General features: G+C 45.0%; 23 protein-coding genes and 1 tRNA gene. 11 read left to right on the top strand and 13 right to left on the bottom strand.

Annotation, left to right across the window (positions count from 1 at the left end; all coding sequences use genetic code 11):
- Positions 1 to 97: 97 nt before the first annotated feature.
- From IQ457_RS07680 to IQ457_RS07690, 3 genes are all read left to right on the top strand, one after another.
- Complete coding sequence (locus tag IQ457_RS07680) at positions 98 to 1,534, top strand: UDP-N-acetylmuramoyl-tripeptide--D-alanyl-D-alanine ligase (protein ID WP_200662716.1); 1,437 nt, start codon at positions 98 to 100, stop codon at positions 1,532 to 1,534.
- Positions 1,535 to 1,537: 3 nt separating this feature from the next.
- On the top strand, positions 1,538 to 2,656 hold the full coding sequence (mraY, locus tag IQ457_RS07685) for a phospho-N-acetylmuramoyl-pentapeptide-transferase (protein WP_200662717.1): 1,119 nt from the start codon (positions 1,538 to 1,540) through the stop codon (positions 2,654 to 2,656).
- 161 nt (positions 2,657 to 2,817) lie between these two features.
- Positions 2,818 to 3,768 carry a putative RNA methyltransferase gene (locus IQ457_RS07690; protein ID WP_200662749.1) on the top strand — a complete coding sequence of 317 codons (951 nt, stop codon included), beginning with the start codon at positions 2,818 to 2,820 and terminating at the stop codon, positions 3,766 to 3,768.
- A 35-nt stretch (positions 3,769 to 3,803) separates the two neighbouring features.
- Here IQ457_RS07690 and cls read toward each other — a convergent pair whose 3' ends face one another.
- Together cls and IQ457_RS07700 are read right to left on the bottom strand one after the other, a co-directional pair.
- Entirely contained in the window at positions 3,804 to 5,255 is a 1,452-nt protein-coding gene (gene cls, locus IQ457_RS07695; protein ID WP_200662718.1) for a cardiolipin synthase, read from the bottom strand.
- A gap of 102 nt (positions 5,256 to 5,357) precedes the next feature.
- The gene (locus IQ457_RS07700; RefSeq protein ID WP_200662719.1) at positions 5,358 to 6,152 is read right to left on the bottom strand and encodes a YdcF family protein; all 795 of its coding nucleotides are present in this window, start codon (positions 6,150 to 6,152) and stop codon (positions 5,358 to 5,360) included.
- A gap of 164 nt (positions 6,153 to 6,316) precedes the next feature.
- Here IQ457_RS07700 and arsC point away from each other — a divergent pair, with 164 nt between their 5' ends.
- The 3 genes from arsC to IQ457_RS07715 all read left to right on the top strand — a co-directional run bounded on the left by arsC (position 6,317) and on the right by IQ457_RS07715 (position 8,900).
- Complete coding sequence (arsC, locus tag IQ457_RS07705) at positions 6,317 to 6,724, top strand: arsenate reductase (glutaredoxin) (protein ID WP_200662720.1); 408 nt, start codon at positions 6,317 to 6,319, stop codon at positions 6,722 to 6,724.
- Positions 6,711 to 7,523 (top strand): arsenical resistance protein ArsH, encoded by an 813-nt coding sequence (gene arsH, locus IQ457_RS07710; protein ID WP_223808573.1) that lies wholly within the window; start codon positions 6,711 to 6,713, stop codon positions 7,521 to 7,523. The genes arsC and arsH overlap by 14 nt, the downstream gene beginning before the upstream one ends.
- 66 nt (positions 7,524 to 7,589) lie before the next feature.
- On the top strand, positions 7,590 to 8,900 hold the full coding sequence (locus IQ457_RS07715; protein ID WP_200662721.1) for an arsenic transporter: 1,311 nt from the start codon (positions 7,590 to 7,592) through the stop codon (positions 8,898 to 8,900).
- Between the two features lie 63 nt (positions 8,901 to 8,963).
- Here the strand turns inward: IQ457_RS07715 and IQ457_RS07720 are convergent.
- A tRNA-Ser gene (locus IQ457_RS07720) sits at positions 8,964 to 9,054 on the bottom strand.
- 146 nt (positions 9,055 to 9,200) lie between these two features.
- Here IQ457_RS07720 and IQ457_RS07725 point away from each other — a divergent pair.
- The 3 genes from IQ457_RS07725 to IQ457_RS07735 all read left to right on the top strand — a co-directional run bounded on the left by IQ457_RS07725 (position 9,201) and on the right by IQ457_RS07735 (position 11,090).
- A complete protein-coding gene (locus IQ457_RS07725; RefSeq protein ID WP_242465387.1) occupies positions 9,201 to 10,094 on the top strand; it encodes a DNA/RNA non-specific endonuclease in 894 nt (297 codons plus the stop codon).
- Between the two features lie 74 nt (positions 10,095 to 10,168).
- Positions 10,169 to 10,432, top strand: a complete 264-nt coding sequence (locus IQ457_RS07730; protein WP_200662723.1) for a hypothetical protein — start codon at positions 10,169 to 10,171, stop codon at positions 10,430 to 10,432.
- A 274-nt stretch (positions 10,433 to 10,706) separates the two neighbouring features.
- Positions 10,707 to 11,090 carry a DUF2147 domain-containing protein gene (locus IQ457_RS07735; protein ID WP_200662724.1) on the top strand — a complete coding sequence of 128 codons (384 nt, stop codon included), beginning with the start codon at positions 10,707 to 10,709 and terminating at the stop codon, positions 11,088 to 11,090.
- A 200-nt stretch (positions 11,091 to 11,290) separates the two neighbouring features.
- On the opposite strand, the gene IQ457_RS07740 is transcribed toward IQ457_RS07735, so the two are convergent.
- The 4 genes from IQ457_RS07740 to IQ457_RS07755 all read right to left on the bottom strand — a co-directional run bounded on the left by IQ457_RS07740 (position 11,291) and on the right by IQ457_RS07755 (position 15,948).
- Entirely contained in the window at positions 11,291 to 12,565 is a 1,275-nt protein-coding gene (locus tag IQ457_RS07740; protein WP_200662725.1) for an ammonium transporter, read from the bottom strand.
- A gap of 93 nt (positions 12,566 to 12,658) precedes the next feature.
- Positions 12,659 to 12,997 carry a P-II family nitrogen regulator gene (locus IQ457_RS07745; RefSeq protein ID WP_011514651.1) on the bottom strand — a complete coding sequence of 113 codons (339 nt, stop codon included), beginning with the start codon at positions 12,995 to 12,997 and terminating at the stop codon, positions 12,659 to 12,661.
- Between the two features lie 449 nt (positions 12,998 to 13,446).
- Positions 13,447 to 14,301 (bottom strand): universal stress protein, encoded by an 855-nt coding sequence (locus IQ457_RS07750; protein WP_200662726.1) that lies wholly within the window; start codon positions 14,299 to 14,301, stop codon positions 13,447 to 13,449.
- A gap of 147 nt (positions 14,302 to 14,448) precedes the next feature.
- Positions 14,449 to 15,948 (bottom strand): SulP family inorganic anion transporter, encoded by a 1,500-nt coding sequence (locus IQ457_RS07755; protein WP_200662727.1) that lies wholly within the window; start codon positions 15,946 to 15,948, stop codon positions 14,449 to 14,451.
- Between the two features lie 671 nt (positions 15,949 to 16,619).
- Between IQ457_RS07755 and murD the strand changes: the two genes are divergently transcribed.
- Complete coding sequence (murD, locus tag IQ457_RS07760; protein WP_200662728.1) at positions 16,620 to 18,038, top strand: UDP-N-acetylmuramoyl-L-alanine--D-glutamate ligase; 1,419 nt, start codon at positions 16,620 to 16,622, stop codon at positions 18,036 to 18,038.
- Between the two features lie 498 nt (positions 18,039 to 18,536).
- Entirely contained in the window at positions 18,537 to 19,733 is a 1,197-nt protein-coding gene (locus IQ457_RS07765) for an FtsW/RodA/SpoVE family cell cycle protein (protein WP_242465388.1), read from the top strand.
- A 77-nt stretch (positions 19,734 to 19,810) separates the two neighbouring features.
- Here the strand turns inward: IQ457_RS07765 and gluQRS are convergent, their stop codons facing one another.
- The 6 genes from gluQRS to IQ457_RS07795 form a co-directional block, all read right to left on the bottom strand.
- A complete protein-coding gene (gluQRS, locus tag IQ457_RS07770; RefSeq protein ID WP_200662750.1) occupies positions 19,811 to 20,770 on the bottom strand; it encodes a tRNA glutamyl-Q(34) synthetase GluQRS in 960 nt (319 codons plus the stop codon).
- Positions 20,771 to 20,997: 227 nt separating this feature from the next.
- Positions 20,998 to 21,441, bottom strand: coding sequence for an RNA polymerase-binding protein DksA (gene dksA / locus IQ457_RS07775; RefSeq protein WP_068404274.1), 444 nt, complete (start codon positions 21,439 to 21,441; stop codon positions 20,998 to 21,000).
- Positions 21,442 to 21,953: 512 nt separating this feature from the next.
- The gene (locus IQ457_RS07780; protein WP_200662729.1) at positions 21,954 to 22,793 is read right to left on the bottom strand and encodes a metallophosphoesterase; all 840 of its coding nucleotides are present in this window, start codon (positions 22,791 to 22,793) and stop codon (positions 21,954 to 21,956) included.
- Positions 22,794 to 23,077: 284 nt separating this feature from the next.
- Complete coding sequence (locus IQ457_RS07785) at positions 23,078 to 23,923, bottom strand: metal ABC transporter permease (RefSeq protein WP_068404270.1); 846 nt, start codon at positions 23,921 to 23,923, stop codon at positions 23,078 to 23,080.
- A 65-nt stretch (positions 23,924 to 23,988) separates the two neighbouring features.
- Positions 23,989 to 24,726, bottom strand: coding sequence for a metal ABC transporter ATP-binding protein (locus IQ457_RS07790; protein WP_200662751.1), 738 nt, complete (start codon positions 24,724 to 24,726; stop codon positions 23,989 to 23,991).
- A 163-nt stretch (positions 24,727 to 24,889) separates the two neighbouring features.
- On the bottom strand, positions 24,890 to 25,438 hold the full coding sequence (locus IQ457_RS07795; protein WP_200662730.1) for a transcriptional repressor: 549 nt from the start codon (positions 25,436 to 25,438) through the stop codon (positions 24,890 to 24,892).
- Positions 25,439 to 25,451: the final 13 nt, after the last annotated feature.

Raw genomic sequence — 25,451 nt, forward strand, 5'->3', positions numbered from 1 at the left:
AGCGCCTGCCGTTCATTTTTTGAGCGTTTAAACAACAGATATCGTTAAATAACAAAGATAAAAAGATAAGTAGTCATCATATATAAGGTAATCAATTATGACAGCCGACCACGATAACAGCATTCAGTCGCAAGGGCTGTATGTTTGGCAAGCAGACAATCTGCTTGCGGCAACCACAGCACTTGATGGGCATTGGCAGTTTGCTGAAGCACAAGCAGAGTCAAGCAATGAGGTGATGAGTACTCGTATCGCCACCGATACCCGCACTATAAAAGCGGGAGACATCTTTTTGGCATTAACGGGTGATAATTTTGACGGTCATGACTATATCGTTACCGCTGTAGAAAAAGGCGCGGTTGCGGCTATCGTTTCACGTCCTATTTCTGCGGACATTCCGCAGTTAGTGGTGAGTGATACCCGTTTAGCGCTCGGTCAGTTGGCGGCATATCGTCGGCAGCAGCATAAAAATTTAACCGTCATTGCCATTACTGGCTCTAGCGGTAAAACCACCTGCAAAGAGATGCTGGGTAGTATCTTTGGCAGACTGGCGCCAACGCTGATTACCCGTGGCAACCTAAATAATGATTTAGGCGTGCCGATGATGCTGCTCGAGTTATCCGACTACCATCGTTATGCGATTTTGGAATTGGGCGCCAACCACATTGGCGAGATTGCTTATACTACCGAGATTGTGCAGCCTGATGTGGCGTGTATCTTAAACATTGGTACTGCGCATTTGGGTGAATTTGGTAGCCGTGAAGGCATTTGCCAAACCAAGGCTGAAATTTATCATACTTTAAGCGATGCCCAATTTGCCATCGTTCCTGATAAGGATGACTTTACCAATCAATTACGCCGTATTGCCGAAAAGCAAACCTCACACGTGATAGGTTTTGGTAATACTGATGTCAGTGCCAGTCATTTAGATGTCGAGCCTGAGCGCAGCGAATTTAAGCTACATATCGGCAACCAAGTTCATGATATCAATCTGCCATTAGCGGGCGAGCATAATGTAAATAATGCGTTGGCCGCCGCTGCTTGTGCGTATGCGCTAAATATTGGCATTAGCGATATTGTCGTCGGGCTTGAAAACGCGCGTCCTGCAAAAGGGCGCTTAAACAGTCAGCTACTTGGTATGCATCGCTTGATTGATGATACTTATAATGCCAATCCGCATTCGGTACGAGCGGCAGCCAAAGTACTTGCGGCGCAAACGGGTACGCAGGTCATGGTACTTGGCGATATTGCCGAGCTAGGAGAGGCGGCAATCAGCGAGCACCAAAGCTTAGGCCGTACCATTGCGACCACTGGCATCAATGTGCTGCTGTGCGTTGGTCAATATGCGCCCTATACGGTGGCGGGCGCGCAAGAGATTTCTGCTATCAATGCCCATGCTTTTGCTGATAAAGACAGTTTATTGGCCTATTTGCAGTCTTATTTACAAGCACAGCAGGCGCAGCCTTGTACGGTGCTGTTTAAAGGCTCACGTTCCATGCAGATGGAAACCCTTATCAATGCGCTAGTCGAGGAGTAGGCGGTGTTAGTTTGGTTGTTTGGCTGGCTTGGTCAGTATTATACGCCGTTTTCTGCGGTTTCTTCGTTGACGCTACGGGCGTTGTTGGCGGTTATTACTGCGCTGGCGTTCAGTATGGTGTTTGGCAGTCGCGTCATCAATCGCCTGCGTGCATTGAAATACGGTCAGGCGATTCGTAACGATGGTCCGCAGTCGCATTTGGTCAAAACCGGTACGCCAACCATGGGTGGGGTGCTAATTTTGAGCGCAATTGGCGTATCGACGTTACTGTGGGCGCGATTAAACAATCCGTATGTGTGGATCTTGCTCGTTGTGATGATTATCTTTGGCGCGGTTGGCTGGGCGGATGATTGGCTTAAAATCAAATATAAAGATCCCAAAGGTCTGATCGCGCGTAAAAAATACTTTTGGCTGTCGATGGGCGCGTTATTCGTCGGGGTTTCTTTATATTACATTGCTACCTTGCAGCCAGATATAGCGACCACGCGTGAGATGCAGGACTTGCTATTACCGATTTTTAAAGATTGGATGATTCCTTTTTCGGCCGTACCCTTTGGAATTGGCTTTATTATCTTTACCTATTTTGTGATTAATGGTGCCTCAAACGCCGTTAACTTAACTGATGGCTTAGATGGTTTGGCGATTTTGCCCGTGGTCTTGGTGGCGGCAGGTCTAGGCGCCATGGCTTATGTCTCAGGCGACGTACGCTTTGCTGATTATTTGCATGTGCCTTATATTGCTTATAACTCAGAAGTGATTATTGTTTGCGGCGCGATGATTGGCGCAGGGTTAGGTTTTTTATGGTTTAACGCTCATCCAGCGCAAGTATTTATGGGTGATGTTGGGGCGCTGGCATTGGGCGCGATGCTCGGTACAATTGCGGTTATGACCCGTCAAGAGATTGCCTTTGCCATTATGGGCGGTTTATTTGTCGCCGAAGCCTTGTCTGTGATGCTACAAGTTGGCTCGTATAAGCTGCGTAAAAAACGCGTCTTTCGTATGGCGCCACTGCATCATCACTTTGAAGAGATTGGCTGGAAAGAAACCCAAGTAGTAGCACGATTTTGGATTATTGCCATTATCCTTGTGATTCTTGGATTGATGACCTTAAAACTGCGTTAACTCGTCAAACAGCTTCAAATCAGAAAATTTTAAATCAAAAGCCATCTTAAAATTTAAGATGGCTTTTTTAGGTCTTATGCGAACTTCTTTTTGTTGCGGCATTTATCCCTTACTTAGCCGGAACTTTGTTAAAATGGCAGTCATATTGCGCTAACGTTGAGATACTTGTGAGCTTATTTATTTGTCCCCTTTGCCAATCACCTCTGCAGCCCGCCGACGATACGTGGCGCTGTGATGGTAGCTTAAACCCTAAGCAAACCGCTCATCCATTTGATGTGGCGCGTCAGGGTTATATCAACCTATTACCGGTGCAACAAAAAAAATCCAAAGCACCGGGCGACAGTCAGCAATCCATTGAGGCGCGTAAACGGTTTTTAAATGCCGGGCATTATCAGCCACTAAATGACTTAATTTGCCAAAAGATGACAGCGTTATTGATGGCAAAAAAAGCCAGTCTTAAGCAAAAAAATAAACCCATTAATTGGCTGGATATTGGCTGCGGAGAGGGCTATTACACGCAGGCAATGGCGCAAACAGGTATGGATATGCTTATCGCTGCCGATATCAGTAAACCTGCTGTTGTAGAGCTGGCGAGAACCAGTAAGGCTTTAGGTCGTCTTTGGTACCAAGAGGCTAAGGAGGCTAAGGAAGATGGGACTTATGCAGCAGCTATTTATCCGCTGGTGACTAGCGCGGCGCATTTGCCGCTACGCGCGCATAGTATCGATGGTATTAGCAGTATTTTTAGTCCCATTTTGCCAGAAGCATTTAATGAAGTGTTAAGCGATGAGGGCTATATGATCATTGCCAAGCCCGATGTTGGGCATTTAGCAACGATGCGTGAGGCGTTATTTGATGACGTCCGCGAGCATGATTCTGATAAGTTTTTGGACGAATTAGCGCCTTATTTTCAGTTGTTAGAGACTCATCATGTCAGTAGTAAGCTCAGTTTAGCGGCAGAGGCATTGGCAGATTTAATGACCATGACCCCTTATGCCTATCGGGCGCGCAGCGAAAAAAGGCAGACGCTACTAGCAGAGGTGGCAGCACAACCTTTTGCGACAGAAGCTAAGTTTGTTGTCTATGTTTTACAAAAAAAGCCCGCTCATTAATAGGCGGCAATAGGCTGCATCGGCTAAAGGTCGACTTATAAAATCGGTCCCATGGTGGCGACGATATTATTCCAAATCCGATACGGTAAAGGCCAGTTGTTAACCTCTTCAAGCGTTACTTCATCAGAATCAGCGATATACTGATATTGGCGCTCCATAATATCGGCGGTCAGTTTGTTATCACTAAAGACGATATTGTTTTCATAATTTAAATGAAAACTGCGCAAATCCAAATTGGTTGAGCCAATCAAGCTGATTTCACCATCGACAGTCAGGGTTTTGGCGTGTAGCAGCCCAGGCTTATACTCGTAGATTTTTACGCCGGCCTCAAGCAATTCCCAATAATAACTGTGACTGGTCGCGGAAACGATAAATGAGTCGTTTTTCTTTGGAAAAACCATCGTTACTGCAACCCCGCGATAGGCGGTCGCACATAGGATACTCACCAGCGAATAATCAGGCACGAAATAAGGGGTAGAAATTATTAGGGTATGCTGGGCTTGGCTAATTAAGGCACCCAAAAACTGCGGGGTGTTGCCGTGACGCTGGGTCGGTCCATCAGAGAAAACTTGCGCAGCAAAATCATTGGGCGGCAGATTTGGCTGCAAATCGGTGCTGTACGGAAAGCTGTCGAGCGGCGTATTAGGGTTTTCATTTAGCCAATCACTGGCAAATAGCATCTGATTTTGCGCAACGATGGGCCCTTCGATACGCAGCATAATATCAACCCAGGGAGCGTATTTTGGCTTTACGCGAAACTCAGGGTCGGCGCAGTTACGGCTACCAAAATAGCCAACCTTACCGTCAATCACGGTAATTTTGCGGTGATTGCGCAAGTCAATACGGCTAAAGAGCATAACCTTTATGATATTGGTTAACGGTAGCGCCACACTGAGCTGCACACCCGCGTCCTTCATCTCTTGCCATAACTTTGAGCCGACCATCTTGCGCGAGCCCATGCCATCGACCATCGCTCGGCAGGTGACGCCGCGCTTTGCTGCCCGAATTAGGGCTTCTGCGGTAGCCGTACCCATGCCATCGACCAGCCAAATATAATACAGCACATGGATATGGTTGGTTGCCGCATCAAAGTCGTCAATCATACATGTGCGCGTCTCATTGGCATCTGCCATTAGCTCAGCGCGATTGCCAACTGTCGTCTGAAAGCCGGTGGCTTTTGCTGAATAAGCAAAGGCTGCGCGGTACTCAGGCTTAACGGCATGTAATAACGCCATATCGCTACCAAGTACCTCTGGGCGATGACGATGCAATTTATCGATGATTTTCTGACGTTCGCGTGTGAAGTTGCGCCCTAAATGCACCTCACCAAACATCCAATAAACCAAGACGCCAAAATAAGGTAAGAGAAATAAAATCACCAACCAAGCCAAACGCGCCGGCGCCGTTAAGTCATGGCGCGCAAGGACGCGCAACGATATTAGCACCAGCAGTATAAAGTGAATGGTTAATAAAATATCGACGAGCATAGCGGAATCCGTTGTTATTATATTTATGAAGGTTATGGTTGCTCTTGGTTATATTTCAGGACTAAATTATTGGCCGAGTTGCCTTATTGATGGCTTTTATCATTAATATTCACCAAACAGCCAACCACTGACAAAGGCAAAATACTCACGAAACCACGCATTGTAGCGAATCGATAGCGGCGTCGGGCTGGCGAGCAAAATAGGTCGCTGATAGCCTTGATGCTTGGCAATGGCAGCCGCGCGAATGGTATGAAAATCACTGGTCACAATGGCAATAGGCGCCGTGATAGGCACTTCTTTTGCTGCCAAGATGACTTGGCTATAAATTAAGTTTTCGGCGGTACTGGTGCTTTTGCCCTCTTGTAAGATGTGCTCAAAGGCAATGCCATGTGTCTCATGTAAATAAGTCGCCATAATACTGGCTTCGCTATGCGTCTGCCCCATACCAATGCCGCCACTGGTCAGCGCCAATGCCTCGGGTTGTGCTTTAATCAGCGGGGCCGCCGTATCTAAACGCTGAGCAAGCGTTGGTGTTGGCTTACCGGCGATAGTACCTGAACCTAATACAATAATCGCCGCGACCTCAGGCACAGGTTGTGCGCTGCGCTTAATCTGCTGCTGCAATGAGAAAACAAATAAGCCAAAACTTATCAGCCAAATAAAAAACAGCAGCCATAGCGTGTACCAAAGACGATTGCGGAAAGGGTTTTGCCTAGTAAATTTGCGGATGGCATGCCAAAATATCCCATGGGCGACAAATGCGCTGCCCAATAAAAACGGTACCACGGTGCCAAAGTTGATTTTGCCAACCGTCATTAACACGGCACAATCAACCATGATAACGGTACCGATAACGACCAATCCAACTCGCGCTATAATGAGTAATTTTTTTGCCATAGTTTTAAATTTATTATGTTTAGGTAAAGCTGCTGTAGTTTAGGGTTTATTCAATCAAGTGCTTATTTGTCTATTTAATTATACGTTGTTTTAATTGCATGGCGGTTTGGTCATATCAAGACATACTAAATCTCGTCCCTTTCACCTTAAAAGAGGAAAACCTTATGACGCCAATAATTTTCCATAATCCCAAATGCGGCACTTCTCGTAATACCCTTGCCATTATGCAAGCCTCAGGTGAGACGCCAGATGTGGTGGAATACCTAAAAACACCGCCATCACGTGAGTACTTGGTTGAGCTGTTGGCATTGATGCAGAATACTCCGCGCGAGCTTTTACGCAGTAAAGAGAGTATTTATACCGAGCTTGGTTTAGACAATCCAACATTGACCGATGCGCAACTGATTGATGCCATGATAGCGCACCCTATTTTAATCAATCGTCCTATTGTTGTTACCGATAAAGGCGCGGCGCTGTGCCGACCGTCTGAAAAAGTGTTTGAATTACTGGAAAATCCGGTCAGTAGTTTCACAAAAGAGAATGGGGAAGTGGTGAAGCATGTTACAGAATAAAAAGACAGAAGTCTTAATAGTAGACGGTCTTAGTAATAAAAGTACTAGTAATATTGACGCTACTGATTTGCCCGCTGCTGATTCACTTAATAACGATTTACCCAATGTTGATTTTGATCAAATACAAGCCATTGATATTGAGTCTTTGGTCGGTAAAGATGACCCACGCCATGCGCCAAGAATATTGGTGTTATATGGCTCTCTGCGAGCGCGCTCATTTTCTAGATTAGCCGCTGAAGAAGCAAGCCGTCTATTGCGTTGGTACGGCTGCGAGGTGCGCATGTTTAATCCATCAGGTTTGCCACTGCCAGATGACGCAGATAGCGACCACCCAAAGGTGCAAGAGTTACGCGAGCTGGCACAGTGGTCAGAGGGCATGCTGTGGGTCAGTCCCGAGCGCCATGGCAGCATTACCAGTATTATGAAAGCGCAAATTGACTGGATTCCATTGGCGCTCGGCGGCGTACGTCCGACCCAAGGTAAAACTCTCGCTATCATGCAAGTCAGTGGCGGCAGCCAAAGTTTTAATACCGTCAATCAATTACGTATTCTTGGGCGCTGGATGCGGATGATTACCATCCCCAATCAATCTTCTATCCCTAAAGCATTTTTGGAATTTGACGATAATGACCGCATGAAAATGTCCCCACTTTATCTGCGTGTGGTTGACGTTTGCGAAGAATTGGTCAAATTTACCTGGCTTACCCGAGGTCGTTCGGTGTATCTGACTGATCGCTATTCAGAACGGGTTGAAAGCGCTGCGGAAGTCTCACAACGCGTCAATCAAAAATCGCTCTAACGTTGTTATTTTATTATTGCCTTTATTAATATTTCATTGCTTCAATTGGCTCATTAAGGTTACTTCATGCTCGCATTCGCTATTTTTATCGTAACTTTGGTCTTGGTCATCTGGCAGCCGAAAGGGCTTGGCATTGGTTGGAGTGCGATGGGCGGCGCTTTGGTTGCTTTAGTATTTGGTGTGGTGCACTGGTCTGACGTTGGTATTGTCTGGGATATTGTTTGGGACGCTACCTTTACCTTTGTCGCCCTGATTATTATCTCCCTTATTTTAGATGAAGCGGGATTTTTTGGCTGGGCGGCATTACACGTCGCTCGGCTTGGTAATGGGCGCGGGCGTTTGCTATTTCCGATGATTGTGCTGCTAGGAGCGTTTATCTCCGCCTTCTTTGCCAATGATGGGGCGGCCTTACTGCTGACGCCAATTGTGATTGCTATTCTACTGCGCCTTGATTTTCCCCCCAAATCTGCTTTAGCTTTTATTATTGCCACTGGTTTTATTGCTGATACCGCAAGCTTGCCATTAGTGACTTCTAATTTGGTTAATATCGTCAGTGCCAATTATTTTGATATAGGTTTTGGTCGCTATGCGGCGGTGATGGTACCGGTAAATATCGTCTCTGTTCTAGCGACGCTATCGGTATTGTGGCTTGCTTATGCGCGGCATATTCCTAAACACTACTCAACGGCAAATCTTAGCGCACCTCAATCGGCTATCAAAGATCCTCTGGTATTTCGGGCAGCTTTTCCACTATTGGCATTGTTATTAGTGGCGTATTTCGCGACTGAATCGCTCGGGCTAGTTATCTCTGTAGTAACAGGTGCAGCGGCGCTTCTCCTAATGGCCATAGCTGGACGCTGGTGGCAAGGCGGGCGTGATGCTAAGTTTTCTATCGTCAATATTCTTAAAAAAGCACCGTGGCAAATTGTATTGTTTTCAATCGGTATGTATTTGGTGGTTTATGGTTTGGGCAATGCAGGGCTTACCGCCTATGGCGCACGAATACTTAATTGGCTAGGTCAACAAGGCGCGCTCGTTGCGACGGTCGGCACAGGGTTCTTGTCCGCCATCGTAGCGTCTGTGATGAATAATATGCCGTCGACGCTGATAGGCGCGCTGGCGATTGATAGTGCCCAAGTGCCCGCTGCTACACGAGAGTTGATGATTTATGCCAATGTCATCGGCAATGACTTGGGACCAAAATTCACGCCTATTGGTAGTTTGGCGACGCTATTGTGGTTACACGTATTGGCTGAAAAGGATTATAAAATCAGCTGGGGGCAATATATGAAGGTCGGACTGCTGATAACGCCGCCGGTATTATTAGCCACGCTATTGGCGTTGGTATTTTGGCTGCCTAAATTGCCGAGTGTTTAGGGAGTTTGTGAAAGAGTAGAAAAAAATAGGAAAACTGCAGGCTTTGATTAAGTAGTATAAGATTGGCGGTGAAGGAGGGATTCGAACCCTCGATACGCTATGAACGTATACACACTTTCCAGGCGTGCGGTTTCAGCCACTCACCCACTTCACCGTTTTTTGCAAGACCAAGATTTTTGGCTGCCTAAGTATAGCGGATAGCATTTAAAATGTCACGGCCTGCGCAGCATCTTTCTTTATTACTAACGGCCTGCTAGGATAGCGCATACGTAATGGCAGGCATAGATGGTTGGAAGTGGCATGATAAGTTTTTTTAAAGATAAAGCACGGGTCAAAAATAACACCATAATGACCGTATTCACGGTCTTAATAGGAATATCGGCTGCACAAGCGGATGACCTTAGCCAGTGTAGCCAATCGTTTTATGGTGGCGTCTATCCTGAATTCACCAATCCTAAGATCAGTAACAACACCCAAGCGCTATGCATGGACGGTTTTGCCGTTATGTACTCAGGCGTATCACGTACTCCGCTGTGGTCAGCAGAATATCTCGACCGTAAGCGCTTGCAGCAAGCCAAACAGATTGATCGTGAAGACAGCTTTCATGAAGAAAGCCGCCTGCCAAAATCCATGCGCGCCAAACTGTCCGATTACTCAGGCTCAGGTTATGATCGCGGGCATTTAGCGCCCAATGGTAATATGGCCAATCGCAGTCAGCAATACGATAGCTTTAGCCTTGCCAACATCGCGCCGCAATCGCCGCGCAATAACCGCTATATTTGGCGTAATATCGAGTCAGCCACCCGCTATTTGACCCAGCAATACGGTGAAGTTTATACCATTACTGGAGTTGCATTTACTGATAAAAAGACCAAACAACTGGCGGATCGTGTACTGGTACCCAGTCATTTTTTTAAAGCGGTCTATATTCCAGCGAGCAACCGAGCAGGCGTGTATTATGCGCCCAATGATGAATCAGAGCGTATAGAAGTGATTAGTCTCGATCAATTAACTGCCAAGATTGGCATCGACGTGTTGCCCGTATTAGATGCTCAAACCAAAGCGCGCGCTTTTGATCTGCCGTTAAAAGCAGGTGACAGCTCAGATTTACCCGAAGACTCACCACAAGAGCCTACTTGGATGTTATTTGTGCTGGCTATTATCGATTGGCTCATGGCACAATTAAAAGCATAAGGCGTGTAAATATCACCATATTCTCACAGTATTGCAAAATCACGTAAACTGCTGTTAAGGTAGAGGAAGCATAAATGATTGAACCCTTTATGAATAATTATGAAAGTATGCAAATTGGCGATTTAGTCATCGAAAACCAAGAAGATAAAATCATCATTTATGGCGACATTAATCTAGTCTTTGACGAAGCTGGATTCAAGCAGGCACAGCAACTACACGAGCTAACGAGCAAAATTATGCTGGCATTTGAAAACCGCAGTCAATATAGTAGTTTTGATGATAAGTCAAAACAAAAAGATGACCAAGTGGATAAAACTATAGACAATCCGTTTCTATAACTGTTTGATATGCTTTTGATTTTAGAGAAATAATAAACTATAAAAAAATTACTAGGCAAAATCTTAAAATTGCTTATAATGGGTCAAGACATCGCTTATGTCGATCAAAACTTTTATGGAAAGCTACTCATTAATTGAGTATTAATGTCGGTGACTAACTTGAAATTAGAATAGAACCGCAGTGCTTGCATTAAAAGATTGTTGATAAAAGGATAAGCGTGGGACATCAGAAACACACCGTTTCTAGTAATCATTGAATGAAGGGAGTCAATTTATGAAATTATTTGCAAAAACCACTTTAGCAGTTGCGGGTATCAGCATGGCAAGTATGGCATTTGCCGCTGACCCATTACATAACACCACTTGGCAGACTTATGATGAAGGTCAACCAAAAGGTTTGGTTAAAATCACTGAATCAAATGGTGTATTGACGGGTAAGCTTATCGATACCAACTCAGCCAAAGGTAAAAAGCATATTGGTACGACTATCATTAAAGGTTTAAAAGCTGACGGCGGTGGCAAATATAGCGGCGGTACAATTACTGACCCTGAAAAAGGTAAAGATTATCGTATGACGGCTAACCTAAGTGGCAACAGCTTAAAACTAAAAGGTTATATCGGCCCGTTCTCACGCAGCCAAACGTGGAAAAAGAAATAAGCCAATATAATCTTACTCTATAAAGTTCAGCTATTAGACTGGGCATTATAAAAAGACAAACTGTTAAAGACTATAGTGTTAAAGAATAAACAATCCCGCAAGACCGAAAGGTTTTGCGGGATTTTTGATGGGATAGATTTCTAATAAAAGGGTTTTATCGATGATTAGTAAATCAACAATAAAACCCTCTTAAATACTTTTTACCTTATAAACTCTGGATAGGCTTCCATACCACATTCAGCGATGTCTGCTCCTTGATATTCTTCTTCTTCAGAGATACGCAGACCTATGACAAATTTAATGATGCTCCAGACTATCAGACTACTGATAAACACCCAAGTAAAGATGGTCGCAGCACCAGCAATTTGACCGAGCAAAGTAGCATTTGGGTTGGTCAGTGGCACTAGCATCAGACCGAACAAGCCGCACACCCCATGTACAGAGATAGCACCGACTGGATCATCGATTTTTATTTTATCTAATGCAAGGATTGATATGACCACAATAACGCCTGCTGTCATGCCAAATAACGTTGCTTGCAGCGCCGACGGGGTGGACGGTTCGGCAGTGATGGCGACCAGACCCGCTAATGCACCATTTAATAGCATGGTCAAATCTGCTTTACCAAAAATGATGCGCGCGATAATAAGCGCGCCAATCGCCCCGCCCGCAGCGGCAGCGTTGGTATTTAAAAACACCATCGCAACGGCGTTGGCACTGGTGATATCGCCAAGTTTGAGCACGGAGCCGCCGTTAAACCCAAGCCAACCCATCCATAAAATAAGCGTACCAAGCGCTGCTAAAGGTAAATTGGCGCCGGGAATCGCCCGTATCTCACCGTTAGGTCCATATTTACCTTTACGTGCTCCTAAAAGCAGAACGCCCGATAGCGCCGCCGCTGCTCCTGCCATATGCACGATACCTGAACCGGCAAAATCAGAAAATCCCAAATCGCCAAGGCTAAATAAGCCAAATACGGCTTTACCGCCCCACGTCCAGCTGCCTTCTAATGGATAGATAAATCCAGTCATAACGACGGCAAACAGCAAAAAAGACCATAGCTTCATACGCTCAGCCACTGTTCCTGAAACGATAGACATGCAGGTAGCGACGAATACAACTTGGAAAAAGAAATCGGAAGCCGCCGAGTATACCGCATCGCCATTAAAACCATTTTTAGCTGAAGTCGCTAAGGCATCGGCTACTAACGTATTATTTAAGGCATCAGTGCCAGCAATACCGCTTAAAAACAGATTACCATCGTACATAATGGCATAACCGCAGATCATATACAGAGTACAGGCGGTAGCAAAGAGGGCGATATTTTTGGTGAGGATTTCGACGGTGTTTTTTGAGCGTACCAGTCCAGCTTCTAACATGGTGAAGCCGGCGGCCATCCACATGACTAGCGCGCCACAGATTAAAAAATAAAATGTATCTAGCGCGTACTGGAGCTCAAAGATTTGGTTTTGCATATTAATTCCCCCTTGAATAGATGCAATACAGTGATCGAGATGACCTATAAATCAGTGTTTATAAGTGGTCTAGCGCTTAATTATTCTTAACTACTAAATAGCGTCAGGACCTGTCTCACCCGTACGAATACGAATGACTTGCTCAAGATTGGTCACGAATATCTTGCCGTCACCGATTTTGCCAGTACTGGCGATACGCGTAATGGCTTCGATAGCAGGTTCGACCATCTCATCCATCACCGCCACTTCGACTTTTACTTTAGGTAAAAAGTCCACCACGTACTCGGCGCCGCGATAGAGCTCGGTATGACCTTTTTGACGACCAAAACCCTTGACCTCGGTGACGGTGACACCCTTTACACCGATGTCAGAAAGCGCTTCGCGCACATCATCGAGCTTAAATGGTTTTAAGATCGCAGTGATTAGCTTCATAAAAAAATCCTTATATAGATGATGTCGCAGGTTAATAGAGACCGTTTGCTGGCTCGTATTATTGTCAGGCTCATGGTAAATAGTTCAAGAATTGTGCCAAACCTACTCAAGGGGGTTGGTAGGGTTGCGCGCATTTGCTTAAAAATAACCATGATAATGACAAAAACTCTTGCCTATATCGCAACAATAACTATGCTTTTAGGGATATAAGTTGGAGTTATCAACCTTTAACGTTGGGAGAATAAACACTTTATTATAACCAACTTTTTAAGCCCTTGGGGAGGCTATCACTTTATTTCATGTGACGATTTGATAAGAGGTTTGATAAGAAAAATGGGAAGAGATAGGAGAAAAGTAAGCGCGTAAGCATTGTAAAAACGTCGATTATTAAAAACGCCATTATGAATAATAGCGTTTAAAATCAAAAGTTTATACATAAAAAGAAGGTTTTAAGCTTTGGGGAAGAGTAAATACGGGGTTTTGGTACTGCCAAGTAGTTTTTTGGTGTCACTACCTTTTAGCAGCTCAAGCAGACGCGGTTGCCCAAAGGCGCCGGTCATCAGCAGCCCAATATCATTTTTGCTTTGATAGTAATTTAAGGCAGCGGTCACATCACGGCAGTCGAGCAAGGCTTTTTTACACTTGATACCCGCTTGTTTAAGGCGCGCATAGGCTTCCCGCAGTGCATCGCAGTTTTCTGAGTTTTCTTTAGCAACCATGACAATATGTACGGTCAACGCACGAATAAGCGGCGTTTTACACAGCCAATTGAGCAGCTTATGCGAAGTTGGACTGTTATCAAAAGCAAATAACGCCGTCGTTGGGGGCAAAAATGGTGCATGCGTCACCAAAATGGGGCAGTGGCTCAAACGTATCAGCTGACTCAAGGTTGATTTGCAAGTCACATGATGACCGATGACCATTAATTGTGCTTTGTCATCGACGTAATCAATACTGTCACTCAGACTTTCATGCCGATGTAAGGTATAAGTTTTAAGCTTGTGACTTTGTTGCTCACAATAAGTGCTGGCCTGATGCAGCAGCAGTTTACCTTGGGCTTTTAGCTCGCTATTGCTCAAATGCTCTTGTGCGGTGAATTGGTCTAGCAAGACATTTTCATCGTCAATATTGAGACAACCAGAATAATCAACGGCAGCTTTTTGTTGCAAACTTGGTACAGAATGCAGCAGACCAATGGGTGCTTGCAGACGAATAGAGGCCCACATACTAGCATCCAATACCGCTTGCACATGATTGGGACAGTCCAAGCAAGCAATCACACTATCTGGCTTCAAATTACTCATAAGGGCACCACATATCTCAATAATAAAATCAGGCTCACGGTTTAAAGGAGTGCCTTTAAGCCGCGAGCCTGATTTTATATACCAATATAATTGCTGAACAATAAAGACACTATTGCGCTCAGCTTGATAACAGCAATACCGTTTTGTTTAATCTAACAGTCCAATATCTCGGCGATCGTGAATCGAAAAGCGATCGATAAGGGTACGGCTGGCGCTGTTGAGTCCAACCACTTTGACATCAATACCTTCGCGCTGCAAACGCATGACCAGTTTGTCCAAGGTATCGACGGCACTCACGTCCCAAAAGTGGGCGTGGCTAACATCGATTTGTACGCTGTCCAACGCTTCTTTGGTATCAAAGCTTTGCAGAAACTGCGTCGTTGACGCAAAGAAAACCTGTCCTTGCACATAGTAATAACGAGTGTTGCTACTGTCGTCATACTCACTAAAGACCGTTAAGAATTGCCCGATCTTATTGGCAAACGCCAACGCTGAGAGCAGCACGCCAACGCCGACGCCGTACGCGAGGTTATGGGTAAACACAGTGGTTATCACGGTCGCCAGCATCACGATATTAAAGGACAGCGGGTGGGTTTTAAATTCTCGAATAGATTGCCAATTAAAGGTGCCGATAGAAACCATAATCATCACCGCTACCAAGGCTGCCATCGGAATTTGGCTGACCCACTCACTTAAAAATACCACCAAGATGAGTAGCACCACGCCAGCAATAAGCGTTGATAAACGCGTACGGCCGCCAGATTTGACGTTAATCATTGATTGACCAATCATCGCGCAGCCTGCCATACCGCCAAAGAAGCCTGATACGACGTTGGCCATGCCTTGACCACGGCACTCACGGTTTTTATCACTTGGCGTATCAGTCAATTCATCGACGATGGTCGCGGTCATCATAGATTCTAATAAACCTACGATGGCAAGCGCGATAGAATAAGGCGCGATAATGATTAGGGTCTCAAAGTTAAGCGGAATGTCAGGTAATAAAAACACCGGTAAAGAATCGGGCAAATCGCCCATGCTACCGACGTTACGAATATCAAGATTCATATATATGGCAACCGCAGTCAAACCAACGATACAAATCAGCGGTGACGGAATCACGCGTCCGATTTTAGGAAGCAGCGGAAATAAGTAAATAATCGCAAGGCCTGCCGCCGTCATGATATAAACCGTCATGCCGACGCGCTCAGTCATCGGGTTCAGCTCAGGCAACTGGGCGGCAAAGATTAAAATCGCCAGCGCATTAACAAAACCAATCACCACCGAGCGCGACACAAAGCGCATCAAGTTACCAAGTTTTAAAATACCCATGATGATTTGAATGACGCCGCACAGTAGCGTAGCGGCAAGCAAGTACTGCAGCCCGTGCTCGGCGACCAAATCAACCATCACCAGTGCCATTGCGCCAGTCGCCGCCGAAATCATACCCGGACGTCCACCGACAAAACTAATGACCACGGCGATGCAAAATGAAGCATATAAACCGACTTTTGGGTCGACACCAGCGATAATAGAAAAGGCAATCGCTTCTGGAATCAAGGCTAGTGCGACCACTAAACCTGATAACGTATCACCGCGAATATTGGAAAACCACTCTTCACGCAAACTGCCAAAAAAAGATGTCATAAGTAAACTGTATAGGGTTAGAGGCAAAAAAAACAACCATTTATGATCGAGCAATAAAGCGTCACCCTAAAATGATTGTATCGAGACTAACGGTTATCGACCTTTATAGCGGTATCGCACAAACCGTTACCCTTAATCAGTAGGATAACAGCTCTTAAAAATATGAATAAGTGTTTGCCGTGAAATACGGTGGAAGAAGATATGTCTCTTGTCAGACAAAACGCCAAAATATGGGGCAGCGGTTGCCTGTCATATCCACTTCAGCATAAAAAACATAACTGCAGGACGATGACAATGGCGCGATAAAGGTGACAACATGCTAAACTAAAATGCTAAATTAAAGATTTGGTTAAAGAGCGCTTACTATCGTAGCGGTTCTTATTAAGGCGGCTATTATAGCATTAGCGGCGCAATATAAAAACAGGTGCATAATAACACAAAGCCTCAAAAAACCAGTACCGAAATTGTGGCAATGGCTTTATGATGCTCATCATCCACAGCGGCTTACTTATACTGGTTCAAGCTGGTTCAGACTTGCTAGAACTGGCTGAGATTAGTTGTAGCCCTGACGTTTAGCGTAAAGCCCACTACAAAAAGCCATTATCAATACTATTGATAAAGCCAAGATGCTTGATACAATTTTGTTCGTCCAATAGATAAAAGGAATAGATATGACCACTAACACCGCAACAGAATCCTTACTTCATAAGGGCAGTGGTTTACAAGTCGTGGTCGGTTTGGGGCAGTCGGGGCTGTCGGTTGCGCAGTATTTGACCAAGCAAGGTTACCAAGTCGCTGTCACCGACAATCAAGTCAATCCCACTTTAGCAGACCAATTGCCTGCTGCTGTTGAGATTCGCCAGTTTGGCGCGATAGATGCCGATTTATTGCAACAAGCGGCTCGCATTATCATCAGCCCAGGTATCTCCTTAAAAACCCCAGCGGTTGCTGCGGCGCGAGAGGCTAATATTCCCGTTGTCAGTGACATTCAATTATTTTGTGAAGCGTGCCGCGTACCGATTGTTGCGATTACAGGCTCTAATGCTAAAAGTACCGTCACCACCTTGGTTGGACAAATGGCCGTCGATGCTGGGGTCAATGTTGGCGTAGGCGGCAATATTGGCGTGCCAGCACTGACGTTACTGTCCAATACCGAGATGGAGTTGGCAGTTCTCGAGCTATCAAGTTTCCAGTTAGAAACGGTGACCAATTTAGGCGCACAAGTGGCAACGGTACTGAACATGTCGCCTGACCACCTAGACCGCCATGGCGATATGCTCGGCTACCATCAAGCCAAGCATCGTATTTTTCAAGGCGCCAAGTCTGTAGTGATAAATCGCGAAGATGCCTTGACGCGGCCGCTAGTGGCGGATAATTTGCCACGCTTAAGCACGGGCATTCACGCCCCTGACAAAGGTCAATATGGGCTGATTACCGACTCAGAAGGGCAGACGTATTTGGCCCGCGGGACAGAGCGTTTGCTGTCGGCAGACAAACTGCGTATCAAAGGTCGGCATAATTTACTCAATGCGCAAGCAGCTTTAGCACTTGGCGAGCTTGCAGGTTTACCGCTTGATAGTATGCTCGCCACCTTGCAGAATTTTACAGGACTTGAGCATCGCTGCGAATATGTGGCTACGGTCGATGGCATTGATTATTTTAATGATTCTAAGGGTACTAATATTGGCTCAACCATGGCGGCAGTCGAGGGCTTAGGAGCGGTATATGCGCCTAAAGACGGTAAACTGCTATTAATTTTAGGTGGCCAAGGTAAAGGTCAGCAATTTGGCGAATTAACGCCATTTATCAATCAATACGTCAGCCAAGTGCTGTTTATTGGCGAAGATAGCCAGCAGGTTGAGCAACATTTACGCGCCGCTGGTATCAACGACGATGATGTCTATATGCATCAATGTCAAACGCTAGAAGGCGCTTTTGCGACGATACAGCAAGTCACAAAAAGCAGTTTATCGCAGGTACAAGCGGTGCTTTTATCACCAGCTTGTGCTAGTTTCGATCAGTTTAGTGGTTTTGCCGAACGCGGCAAGTACTTTAGTCAGCTGGTCAACCAGTTAGACAAGGCTTCATAAAGCATCTTGACGTTTTATCATACGTTTTGGCTTGAAGTAGTATCAGCGTTAGGTTTTAAGTAGTTTTACTGATGTTATAAAAATGGAAAGCGTTTTTCGATAAATGATTGTTTTGCTTATAAATTGCTGCTACTGTCAACTAGGTAATAAAGCGGGCGATAAACGATTTGTAAACCATCGTTGCTATTCATGTTGCTAACCACTGTACCATTAATACTGACAAACTAAACGATTAACAATCGGGGTTTGTCGCCGCTTTGCTGTCTGCTATTATCTATTGGATAAAATCAACTTCATTTTTTGGTGGTGTTCTAAAAAGTATGCTGGCGATAGAAGTCAATAAGAAATCTATGCTAAGTTCTCTGATTCTATAGGGCTTTCAAGGCTTCAAAAATTGTTCAAGTTTTAATCAGCATACTTTTTGACACACCACCCATTTTTTTAAACGGTGGCGTTTTATAACGCCGTGTTTTCTCGTTTGCTAGTGTATACAAAATTATGGCGCTCTCTTCTTTTTTTCGATCAAACTCTCAATCGCCGCGAGCTACTGGCTCAGATGGCGTTCTCTCCATGCCCTCAGCGCGCGCCATTTTATTAGCAAGCGTTGGCTGTATGTTGGTGCTCAGCTTATTGATGGTAGCTTCTGCTTCTATCCCGTTTGCCCTTAGTCGCGGCATGAGCGAGCTGCATTTCTTTTATAATCAGCTTTTATACATGGCGATTGGGCTGGTTATCGCTGGTATTTCTTATAAAGCAGTAACGCTAAAAAGGCTTTATAAAACCGAAACCCAGTTTATGCTCTTAGCCATCACAGGGTTATTGTTGTTTGCCACTTTATTTAGTACGCCTATCAATGGCTCAAAGCGTTGGCTCACGCTCGGCGGTTTTAATTTTCAGGTCGCAGAGCTTGCCAAATTGGTGATGATTATCTTTGTCTCAGACTTTGTTGTACGGCGCTCATTTGAGGTACGTAACGGCTGGGATGGGTTTTTACGCATAGCCATCGTGGTTGGATTAATCACCGTTCTGTTGCTCGCGCAGCCAGATTTTGGCTCGTTTGTGGTTATTATTGGGACGGTCTTTGCCATCTTTTATATTGCTGGTGCGCCTTATAAACAATTTATCGCGCTCGGCGCTGTGGCCGTTGGCGGTGCTGTATTAATGGTGGCGACCGTACAATACCGACTGGTACGGGTAATGTCGTTTTTGGACCCTTTTGATGATGTACAAGATACCGATTATCAGCTAGCCCGTAGCTTAATTGCCTTTGGTCGCGGTCAGTTTACTGGCGTCGGCTATGGCGAAAGCGTGCAAAAACTGTCGCATTTACCAGAGGCGCATACCGATTTTCTACTAGCCATTACTGGTGAGGAGTTGGGCTTCGTTGGGGTGACCATGATTCTCATCTTTGAGGCGCTGATTATCGGAAGTGCGATGCGCATCAGTTATAATGCCCTAAAACGCCGGCAAATGCGTATGAGCTATACCGCCTTTGGTATCGCGGTGGTGTTTATTGCGCAGACAATTATTAATGCGGCGATGAATATGGGCGCGATTCCCACCAAAGGGTTGACCATGCCGTTTTTCAGTTATGGCGGCTCATCGATGCTGATTAGCTTAGTAATGGTCGCAGTATTGCTAAGGATTTATAAAGAAAGCCCTGAGATTGAAAAGAGCCAGTGCCGTTATTACTAAGTCGTGTAATGATTAGAGTGTTTACGGCAATCCAGTTATTGATGATAAAGAAGCGTCGCTTATAGCGGCGTTTTTTGTTAAATGTCGCTTGTATTAAAAGTCTGCATATTTTGTAATGGCGAGTTGTCCCATTGCGCAATTGCTTGGGTAAGCATGTTTGTCGGCGTGTCTCTATCAACGGCAGGTTGCTGTAATAGCTGCAAAGCATGGGCAATTAGACGACTTGGGTCACGGGTATCAATTGGCTGGGCAAGGTTTTGTTTAGAGAGCTTTTGACCATCAGGACTGCATATTAATGGTAAATGGTACCAATGATCGATAGCTGTCAAATGCGCCGCATGCATGATGCTAATTTGCGCGGTGGTCATCGGTAAAATGTCCAAGCCACGCATAATATGCGTCACACCTTGCAAGCCATCATCGAGGCTAGCAGCCAAAATATAGTTGATCATGCCGTCTTGGCGACGCACCACCATATCTCCCAAGCTTTGCTGCGGATTGCTCCATTGCACACCTTGAATACCATCTTTAAAGCCAATACGGTAATCTGGTAGCTGTATACGCAGTTTGTTTTTTTCTTTATCAAGATTGGCATTTAGACAACAGCGCGGATAGCGTTGCCTGTTCAGCAGTTTTTCCTGTACCTGCTCTGCGTCCATGCTTTCTCCCATCGCTTTTTGCTGCCAATAACGCTCAAGGCTTTTACGCGAGCATTGACAGCCGTAAGTCAGCGGATATAGGCTTGAAGATAAATAATCATTATAAATATCAAGGCGCTCAGATTGGTAGATGACATCGCCATCCCAGTGCAGCCCAAGCACTTCTAAATCAATCAAAATCTGCTCAGTAAACTGTCGATCACAGCGCTCGGTATCGGTGTCTTCGATACGCAGTAGCCACTTACCACCAAGAGATTTGATCTGACAAAAGCTGGCAAGCGCGGTGGTTAAGGAACCAAGATGCAGCTCACCGGTTGGTGACGGCGCAAAACGGCCAATAGGTTGGGGCAGAGTAGGAGTAATAGGCGTGTTTGCCATAGAGGTAGCAGATGTTTTCAAAATAGACACTTAGCGAAAGTGGAAATAGATAGAATAAATAAATCGATGCCAAAAAGATATTTGCTAAATATGCGTATTTTGTTGGTGCCGTGTCAACCACTAAAAGCTATTTAATAAAAAATAACGCGGTAAAACGCAACGAGCGACCAATGAATGGTCGCTCGTATTTGTATTTAAATGATTAATGACTATTAAAATAACTGGATTTAAGCGCCTTGGTTTTGACGCTCTTTAATCTCAGACAAAGTTTTACAGTCAATGCACTGGGTCGCGGTTGGACGGGCTTCAAGACGACGCAGGCCAATCTCGACGCCACAAGTTTCACAAAATCCATAATCCTCGTTTTCAATTTCAGCGATAGATTTATCAATTTTGCGAATCAGCTTACGTTCACGATCACGCGTTCGCAAGGTTAGGGCAAACTCTTCTTCTTGAGTGGCGCGGTCATTGATATCAGGCATGGCACTGGACTCATCTTGGATATAAGTCTTGGTACGATCTGCTTCGCCAATCAATTGATGCTTCCAATCTAATAAAATGGCTTTAAAGTGCGCCAATTGCTCATCCGACATGTATTCTTCGTTTTCGGCAGGCGCATAGGGGGTGAACTTTACATCACTTGGATTTGGGTTTGGGGTCAGGGTGCTCATATGGGTATCCTACTTTTTCAAATTAATTCAATAAAACGACCTATCAACAGACAAGACGTTATCAATTTACCAAACGCTATAAATGGCTTCTTTTATAAGCGTTTTACCACTTAGTGACACAAGTAACACAGCTGATCTAAACATACGGTTATTTCGATATCCTGCTAGCAATTTATCGATTATCAATGGTCAGGTATATTGTTATCAATGTTTTTATTTAAATGCTAGCCATTAAATAAAGCTACAAATCACTGACTGTGGAAACTTAGCTTGTGGTCAATTTAGCCGTCCTAGCTATTATAATTTTGTCTAAATGTAGACCGTTCTCATTTTTTACCTTATTTATGATATAACTTATTTATCATTTTTAGCTTTACGGTTAGGTTGCTAGTATTAGCAATCACGCTGTGGCTGTCTATAACCAGTAATTTTAGCTAGCCCTATAACATACACACTCTGGCGGTATTATACTAGCTAAATACTAGCCAAATTTCTGCCAATAAAACTGGTTGTCAAGTATCTAGTCTTTCGACCCAGCTTGCAACCTCTCCATTGTTGGCTAATTGCAACCAGCGATAGCCGGGCAGGGCGCTTTTATCATAAGCGAAATCATCTTCAAAAGGCTTAAACTGATAGCAAGTAGAGGGTGTGCTATAAACCGTTACCCCATGCCGATAGCGGACTTGCTCTTGGTGGGTATGGCCGCTGATAATGACTTTGAGATGCTCAAATGTTGCCAGCCGTTGCCAAAAAATATCGGCGTTTTCGACCATATGCTGATCAATCCAATCTGAATCGACCGCTATCACATGATGGTGCAGCGCAATAAGCGCAGGCTTAGCGCATGTCTCTAGCTGCTTACAGAGCCAATCAATGTCGCTTAGCGCCACTTCTCCTTCTACCTTGCCTGTCATCGAAGAATCTATTAACAACAACTGCCAATGGTCGGTTTCGATAACATGACGGTTCAATAAGCGTCTGTCTGCGGGTCTGGCAATCAGTTCACGCTGAAAAAATGGCAGCTCGCTGTTGTTTTCATCGGTAACGTCATGGTTGCCGGCGATACAGGCAAAAGGAATCCCCGTTGCTTGTAGTACGTCAAAAATATGATCGTAAATCTCTGCTTGTACTTTATTGACCAAATCGCCTGTCACGAGAATCAAATCGCAGCGCCGCTCCGCACTTAACGCTTGCTTGATAATCGCCTCAAAATTGTATTGGCAAACCGCTACTTCGCTACTGGTTTCGTCAGCCGCCGCAGGCACGTGGGAGGATAAGTGCAAATCGGTAATTTGCAAAACATTGACCTGTCCGTCGGGCGTGTTGACTGCGCTGGCGGGGTAGCTAAGCATGGGGGTTAGTCCCTTATCAAGCAAAACGATAATAAATTAGAATATGATGAAACGAAAACATTCGTTAAAAAAACATCTTAGATTAGTATACCGAGTATTTATTAAACCAAATATTTTCCAACTATCGCATTGATAGTATTCAGGAAAGTTTATAACATAATGGGCATTAAAGCTCTAGCAATATTGATGAAATAAAGTTCGATAAAGGCCAAGCAAATATCAAAATCACGACCTAAATGTCATGGCTGAGGTACGTGGTAATTTGGTGCTACATGTAAATAACGCTAACGGCGTGGGGACCAGAATTTTGCTAATATGGATTCCGACCCTGATTTTTTGCTTATTAGCTTTGAGATAATGAGCGCCACAAAAAATAAAATAGCCAGTACCAAAACGATAGCAAGCCCCGTTTGGATATCTAGCCAAATGCTGCCCCAAACGCCAAGCGTGACGCCAAGCTGGGCGATGATTAAAGAGATAACAACCATTTGTTTTGGTGAGGCCGACCATAAACGTGCTGTTAATGCTGGCAACACCAATAGCCCGCTGATTAATAAACTCCCAACCGCTTGCAAGGCAATAGCACAAAACCCTGCCAATACGCCCATAAAAAACAAGCGCTGGCGTGTTGGATTGATCCCTTGAATGCGTGCCAAAGCTTCGTGGGTGGCAAGCTTGATTTGTGCTGGCCATATATAAATCAGTAATCCTAAGCCCACCAAAACACTTACTGCAATCAACGGCAAATCTGCCCAGTCAAGCTCGAGCAAATTGCCAAATAAAAAACCTAAAACATTGGCTTGCTGATCGGTCAGCTGCGTCAAGGTTAATAAACCTAAACACAGCAGCGATACTGCAACCACGGCCAGCACTGCATCGACCGGCAGACGCTCATCATCGATGAATACTAAGCCCAGTACGACCAAAATACTGACGATGCCAATGCCAATGCCCATCGGTAATTGCCACAAAACTGCCAACGCCACACCAAGTAACGTGCCATGTGCCAAGGCATCGGCAAAAAATGCCATGCGCCGCCATAAGACTAGGCAGCCTAAAGGCGCAGAAAGAAGCGCTAAAATGCTACCAGCAATCCAAGCAGGGGCGATGATGGCTAACCAAGCGGTCATAATAGATATCCGTAACGTTTTTATAAAAGGAACAAGGCAATTTGTCTAAAAAGCTTGGTTTTTAATTATATCTCGCTTGGGGCATGGTGCTCACAAGCGTGCGGCTGATGCACATAAGGCTGCTCATAATGATGGCCAAAAAGCTTCTGAAACTCCGAACTAATCGCAAGCTCGCTTGGTTGCCCTTCGCAGCAAATATGCTTATTTAAACAAATGACTCGACGGCTACCTTTCATGACCCAATGCAAATCATGAGAGACAACGAGCATGGCGCAGCGCAAAAATGCTGGCAGCTCATCGATAAACTGATAGAGCCAAACTTCTGTATCAGGGTCTAGTCCTTGCATCGGCTCATCTAAGATTAATAAATTGGGCTTGTCTAATAAGGCACGCGCCAATAATACCCGCTGGGTTTCACCGCCTGATAAATGCAGCATTTGCCGAGACAATAAATGCGTCAACGACAAATTATCAAAGATAAATTGCCGCTGCTCAGCCGTTAAGCGCTTTTTATCGGCTTGTGCCAATAAATCGCAAACGCGTAACGGTAAAATAGGTGGCACGGCAAAGCGCTGCGGCACATAGCCGAGCTGTAATTTTTGATGTGACGTTATCTGGCCACTCGTCGGTTTGATTAAGCCTAAAATTAGTTTAACTAAAGTAGACTTGCCCGCGCCATTAGGTCCGATCAGACTGACTGTTTCATTAACAGCGATATCGATATCGATATGCGAGAGGATACGTTGCTGCCCGATATGGTAACTGACATCACTTAAGCTCAGCAGTTTAGCCGCGTTAGACATGGATTTATCACTTGTATTCATAGCAGATGGCTTGGTTGGTAAAATTGCTAGGCTCATAAGGCAGTACTGATGTATTAATGACAATTAAGAAATGGCAGAATAATGATTCAGCATGAAAGCGTAAACCTAAAATTCAGGTTAAAAATATAAGCGAACCGTTATTTTACTGACACGCTTGGCAACGACCGCTCAATTCAATGACGCTACGCTCGACCGTAAAGCCAACGTCTTGCTCTGCAAAACTCATCATTTCTTGTACTGGCAAACTGCTGCATTCTTGTACCCGCTGACACTGGGCACAGATTAAAAACGCCGCTGTATGTTGGGCGCGTGGGTGACAACAAGGCACATAAGCATTAATCGAGGTTAGCTGGTGAATCAAGCCCTCGCTCAATAAAAACTCCAAGCTGCGATAAACCGTCGGCGGCGCGACATTTTTTGGCGTTTGAGTATTTGCTTGATTGTTCGAGCTGTCGCTTTCTGCTTCAGGCTCGGCAAGGCGCATCTGCTGCAATTGAGTGATTAGATCATAAGCGCCCACTGGTTTATTGGCTTCTAGCACCAACTGGTAGATTTGTTGACGCAGAGGCGTAAAGCGTGCGCCGCTTGAGCGGCATTGCTCTTTGGCTGCTAGTAAACGCTCATTGACATCAGAGGTGGTAAAATCTTGCACATTATGGACATGAGCGCAAACAGATGAATGAGTAGACATGCAGCAAGCTCCT

This window comes from Psychrobacter sp. M9-54-1 (genome assembly GCF_016613355.1).
Taxonomy (GTDB): Bacteria; Pseudomonadota; Gammaproteobacteria; order Pseudomonadales; family Moraxellaceae; genus Psychrobacter; species Psychrobacter faecalis.

Coding starts and splice junctions, on each gene's coding strand:
- IQ457_RS07735 (WP_200662724.1), top strand. CDS start 10,707: ATGAAATTATTTGCAAAAACCACTTTAGCAGTTGCGGGTATCAGCATG.
- cls (WP_200662718.1), bottom strand. CDS start 5,255: ATGCTCGTCGATATTTTATTAACCATTCACTTTATACTGCTGGTGCTA.
- arsC (WP_200662720.1), top strand. CDS start 6,317: ATGACGCCAATAATTTTCCATAATCCCAAATGCGGCACTTCTCGTAAT.
- IQ457_RS07790 (WP_200662751.1), bottom strand. CDS start 24,726: ATGTCTAACGCGGCTAAACTGCTGAGCTTAAGTGATGTCAGTTACCAT.
- IQ457_RS07785 (WP_068404270.1), bottom strand. CDS start 23,923: ATGACCGCTTGGTTAGCCATCATCGCCCCTGCTTGGATTGCTGGTAGC.
- murD (WP_200662728.1), top strand. CDS start 16,620: ATGACCACTAACACCGCAACAGAATCCTTACTTCATAAGGGCAGTGGT.
- IQ457_RS07795 (WP_200662730.1), bottom strand. CDS start 25,438: ATGTCTACTCATTCATCTGTTTGCGCTCATGTCCATAATGTGCAAGAT.
- gluQRS (WP_200662750.1), bottom strand. CDS start 20,770: ATGGCAAACACGCCTATTACTCCTACTCTGCCCCAACCTATTGGCCGT.
- IQ457_RS07730 (WP_200662723.1), top strand. CDS start 10,169: ATGATTGAACCCTTTATGAATAATTATGAAAGTATGCAAATTGGCGAT.
- IQ457_RS07755 (WP_200662727.1), bottom strand. CDS start 15,948: ATGACATCTTTTTTTGGCAGTTTGCGTGAAGAGTGGTTTTCCAATATT.
- dksA (WP_068404274.1), bottom strand. CDS start 21,441: ATGAGCACCCTGACCCCAAACCCAAATCCAAGTGATGTAAAGTTCACC.
- arsH (WP_223808573.1), top strand. CDS start 6,711: ATGTTACAGAATAAAAAGACAGAAGTCTTAATAGTAGACGGTCTTAGT.
- IQ457_RS07780 (WP_200662729.1), bottom strand. CDS start 22,793: ATGCTTAGCTACCCCGCCAGCGCAGTCAACACGCCCGACGGACAGGTC.
- IQ457_RS07725 (WP_242465387.1), top strand. CDS start 9,201: ATGATAAGTTTTTTTAAAGATAAAGCACGGGTCAAAAATAACACCATA.
- IQ457_RS07700 (WP_200662719.1), bottom strand. CDS start 6,152: ATGGCAAAAAAATTACTCATTATAGCGCGAGTTGGATTGGTCGTTATC.
- IQ457_RS07745 (WP_011514651.1), bottom strand. CDS start 12,997: ATGAAGCTAATCACTGCGATCTTAAAACCATTTAAGCTCGATGATGTG.
- IQ457_RS07715 (WP_200662721.1), top strand. CDS start 7,590: ATGCTCGCATTCGCTATTTTTATCGTAACTTTGGTCTTGGTCATCTGG.
- IQ457_RS07750 (WP_200662726.1), bottom strand. CDS start 14,301: ATGAGTAATTTGAAGCCAGATAGTGTGATTGCTTGCTTGGACTGTCCC.
- IQ457_RS07680 (WP_200662716.1), top strand. CDS start 98: ATGACAGCCGACCACGATAACAGCATTCAGTCGCAAGGGCTGTATGTT.
- IQ457_RS07740 (WP_200662725.1), bottom strand. CDS start 12,565: ATGCAAAACCAAATCTTTGAGCTCCAGTACGCGCTAGATACATTTTAT.
- IQ457_RS07765 (WP_242465388.1), top strand. CDS start 18,537: ATGGCGCTCTCTTCTTTTTTTCGATCAAACTCTCAATCGCCGCGAGCT.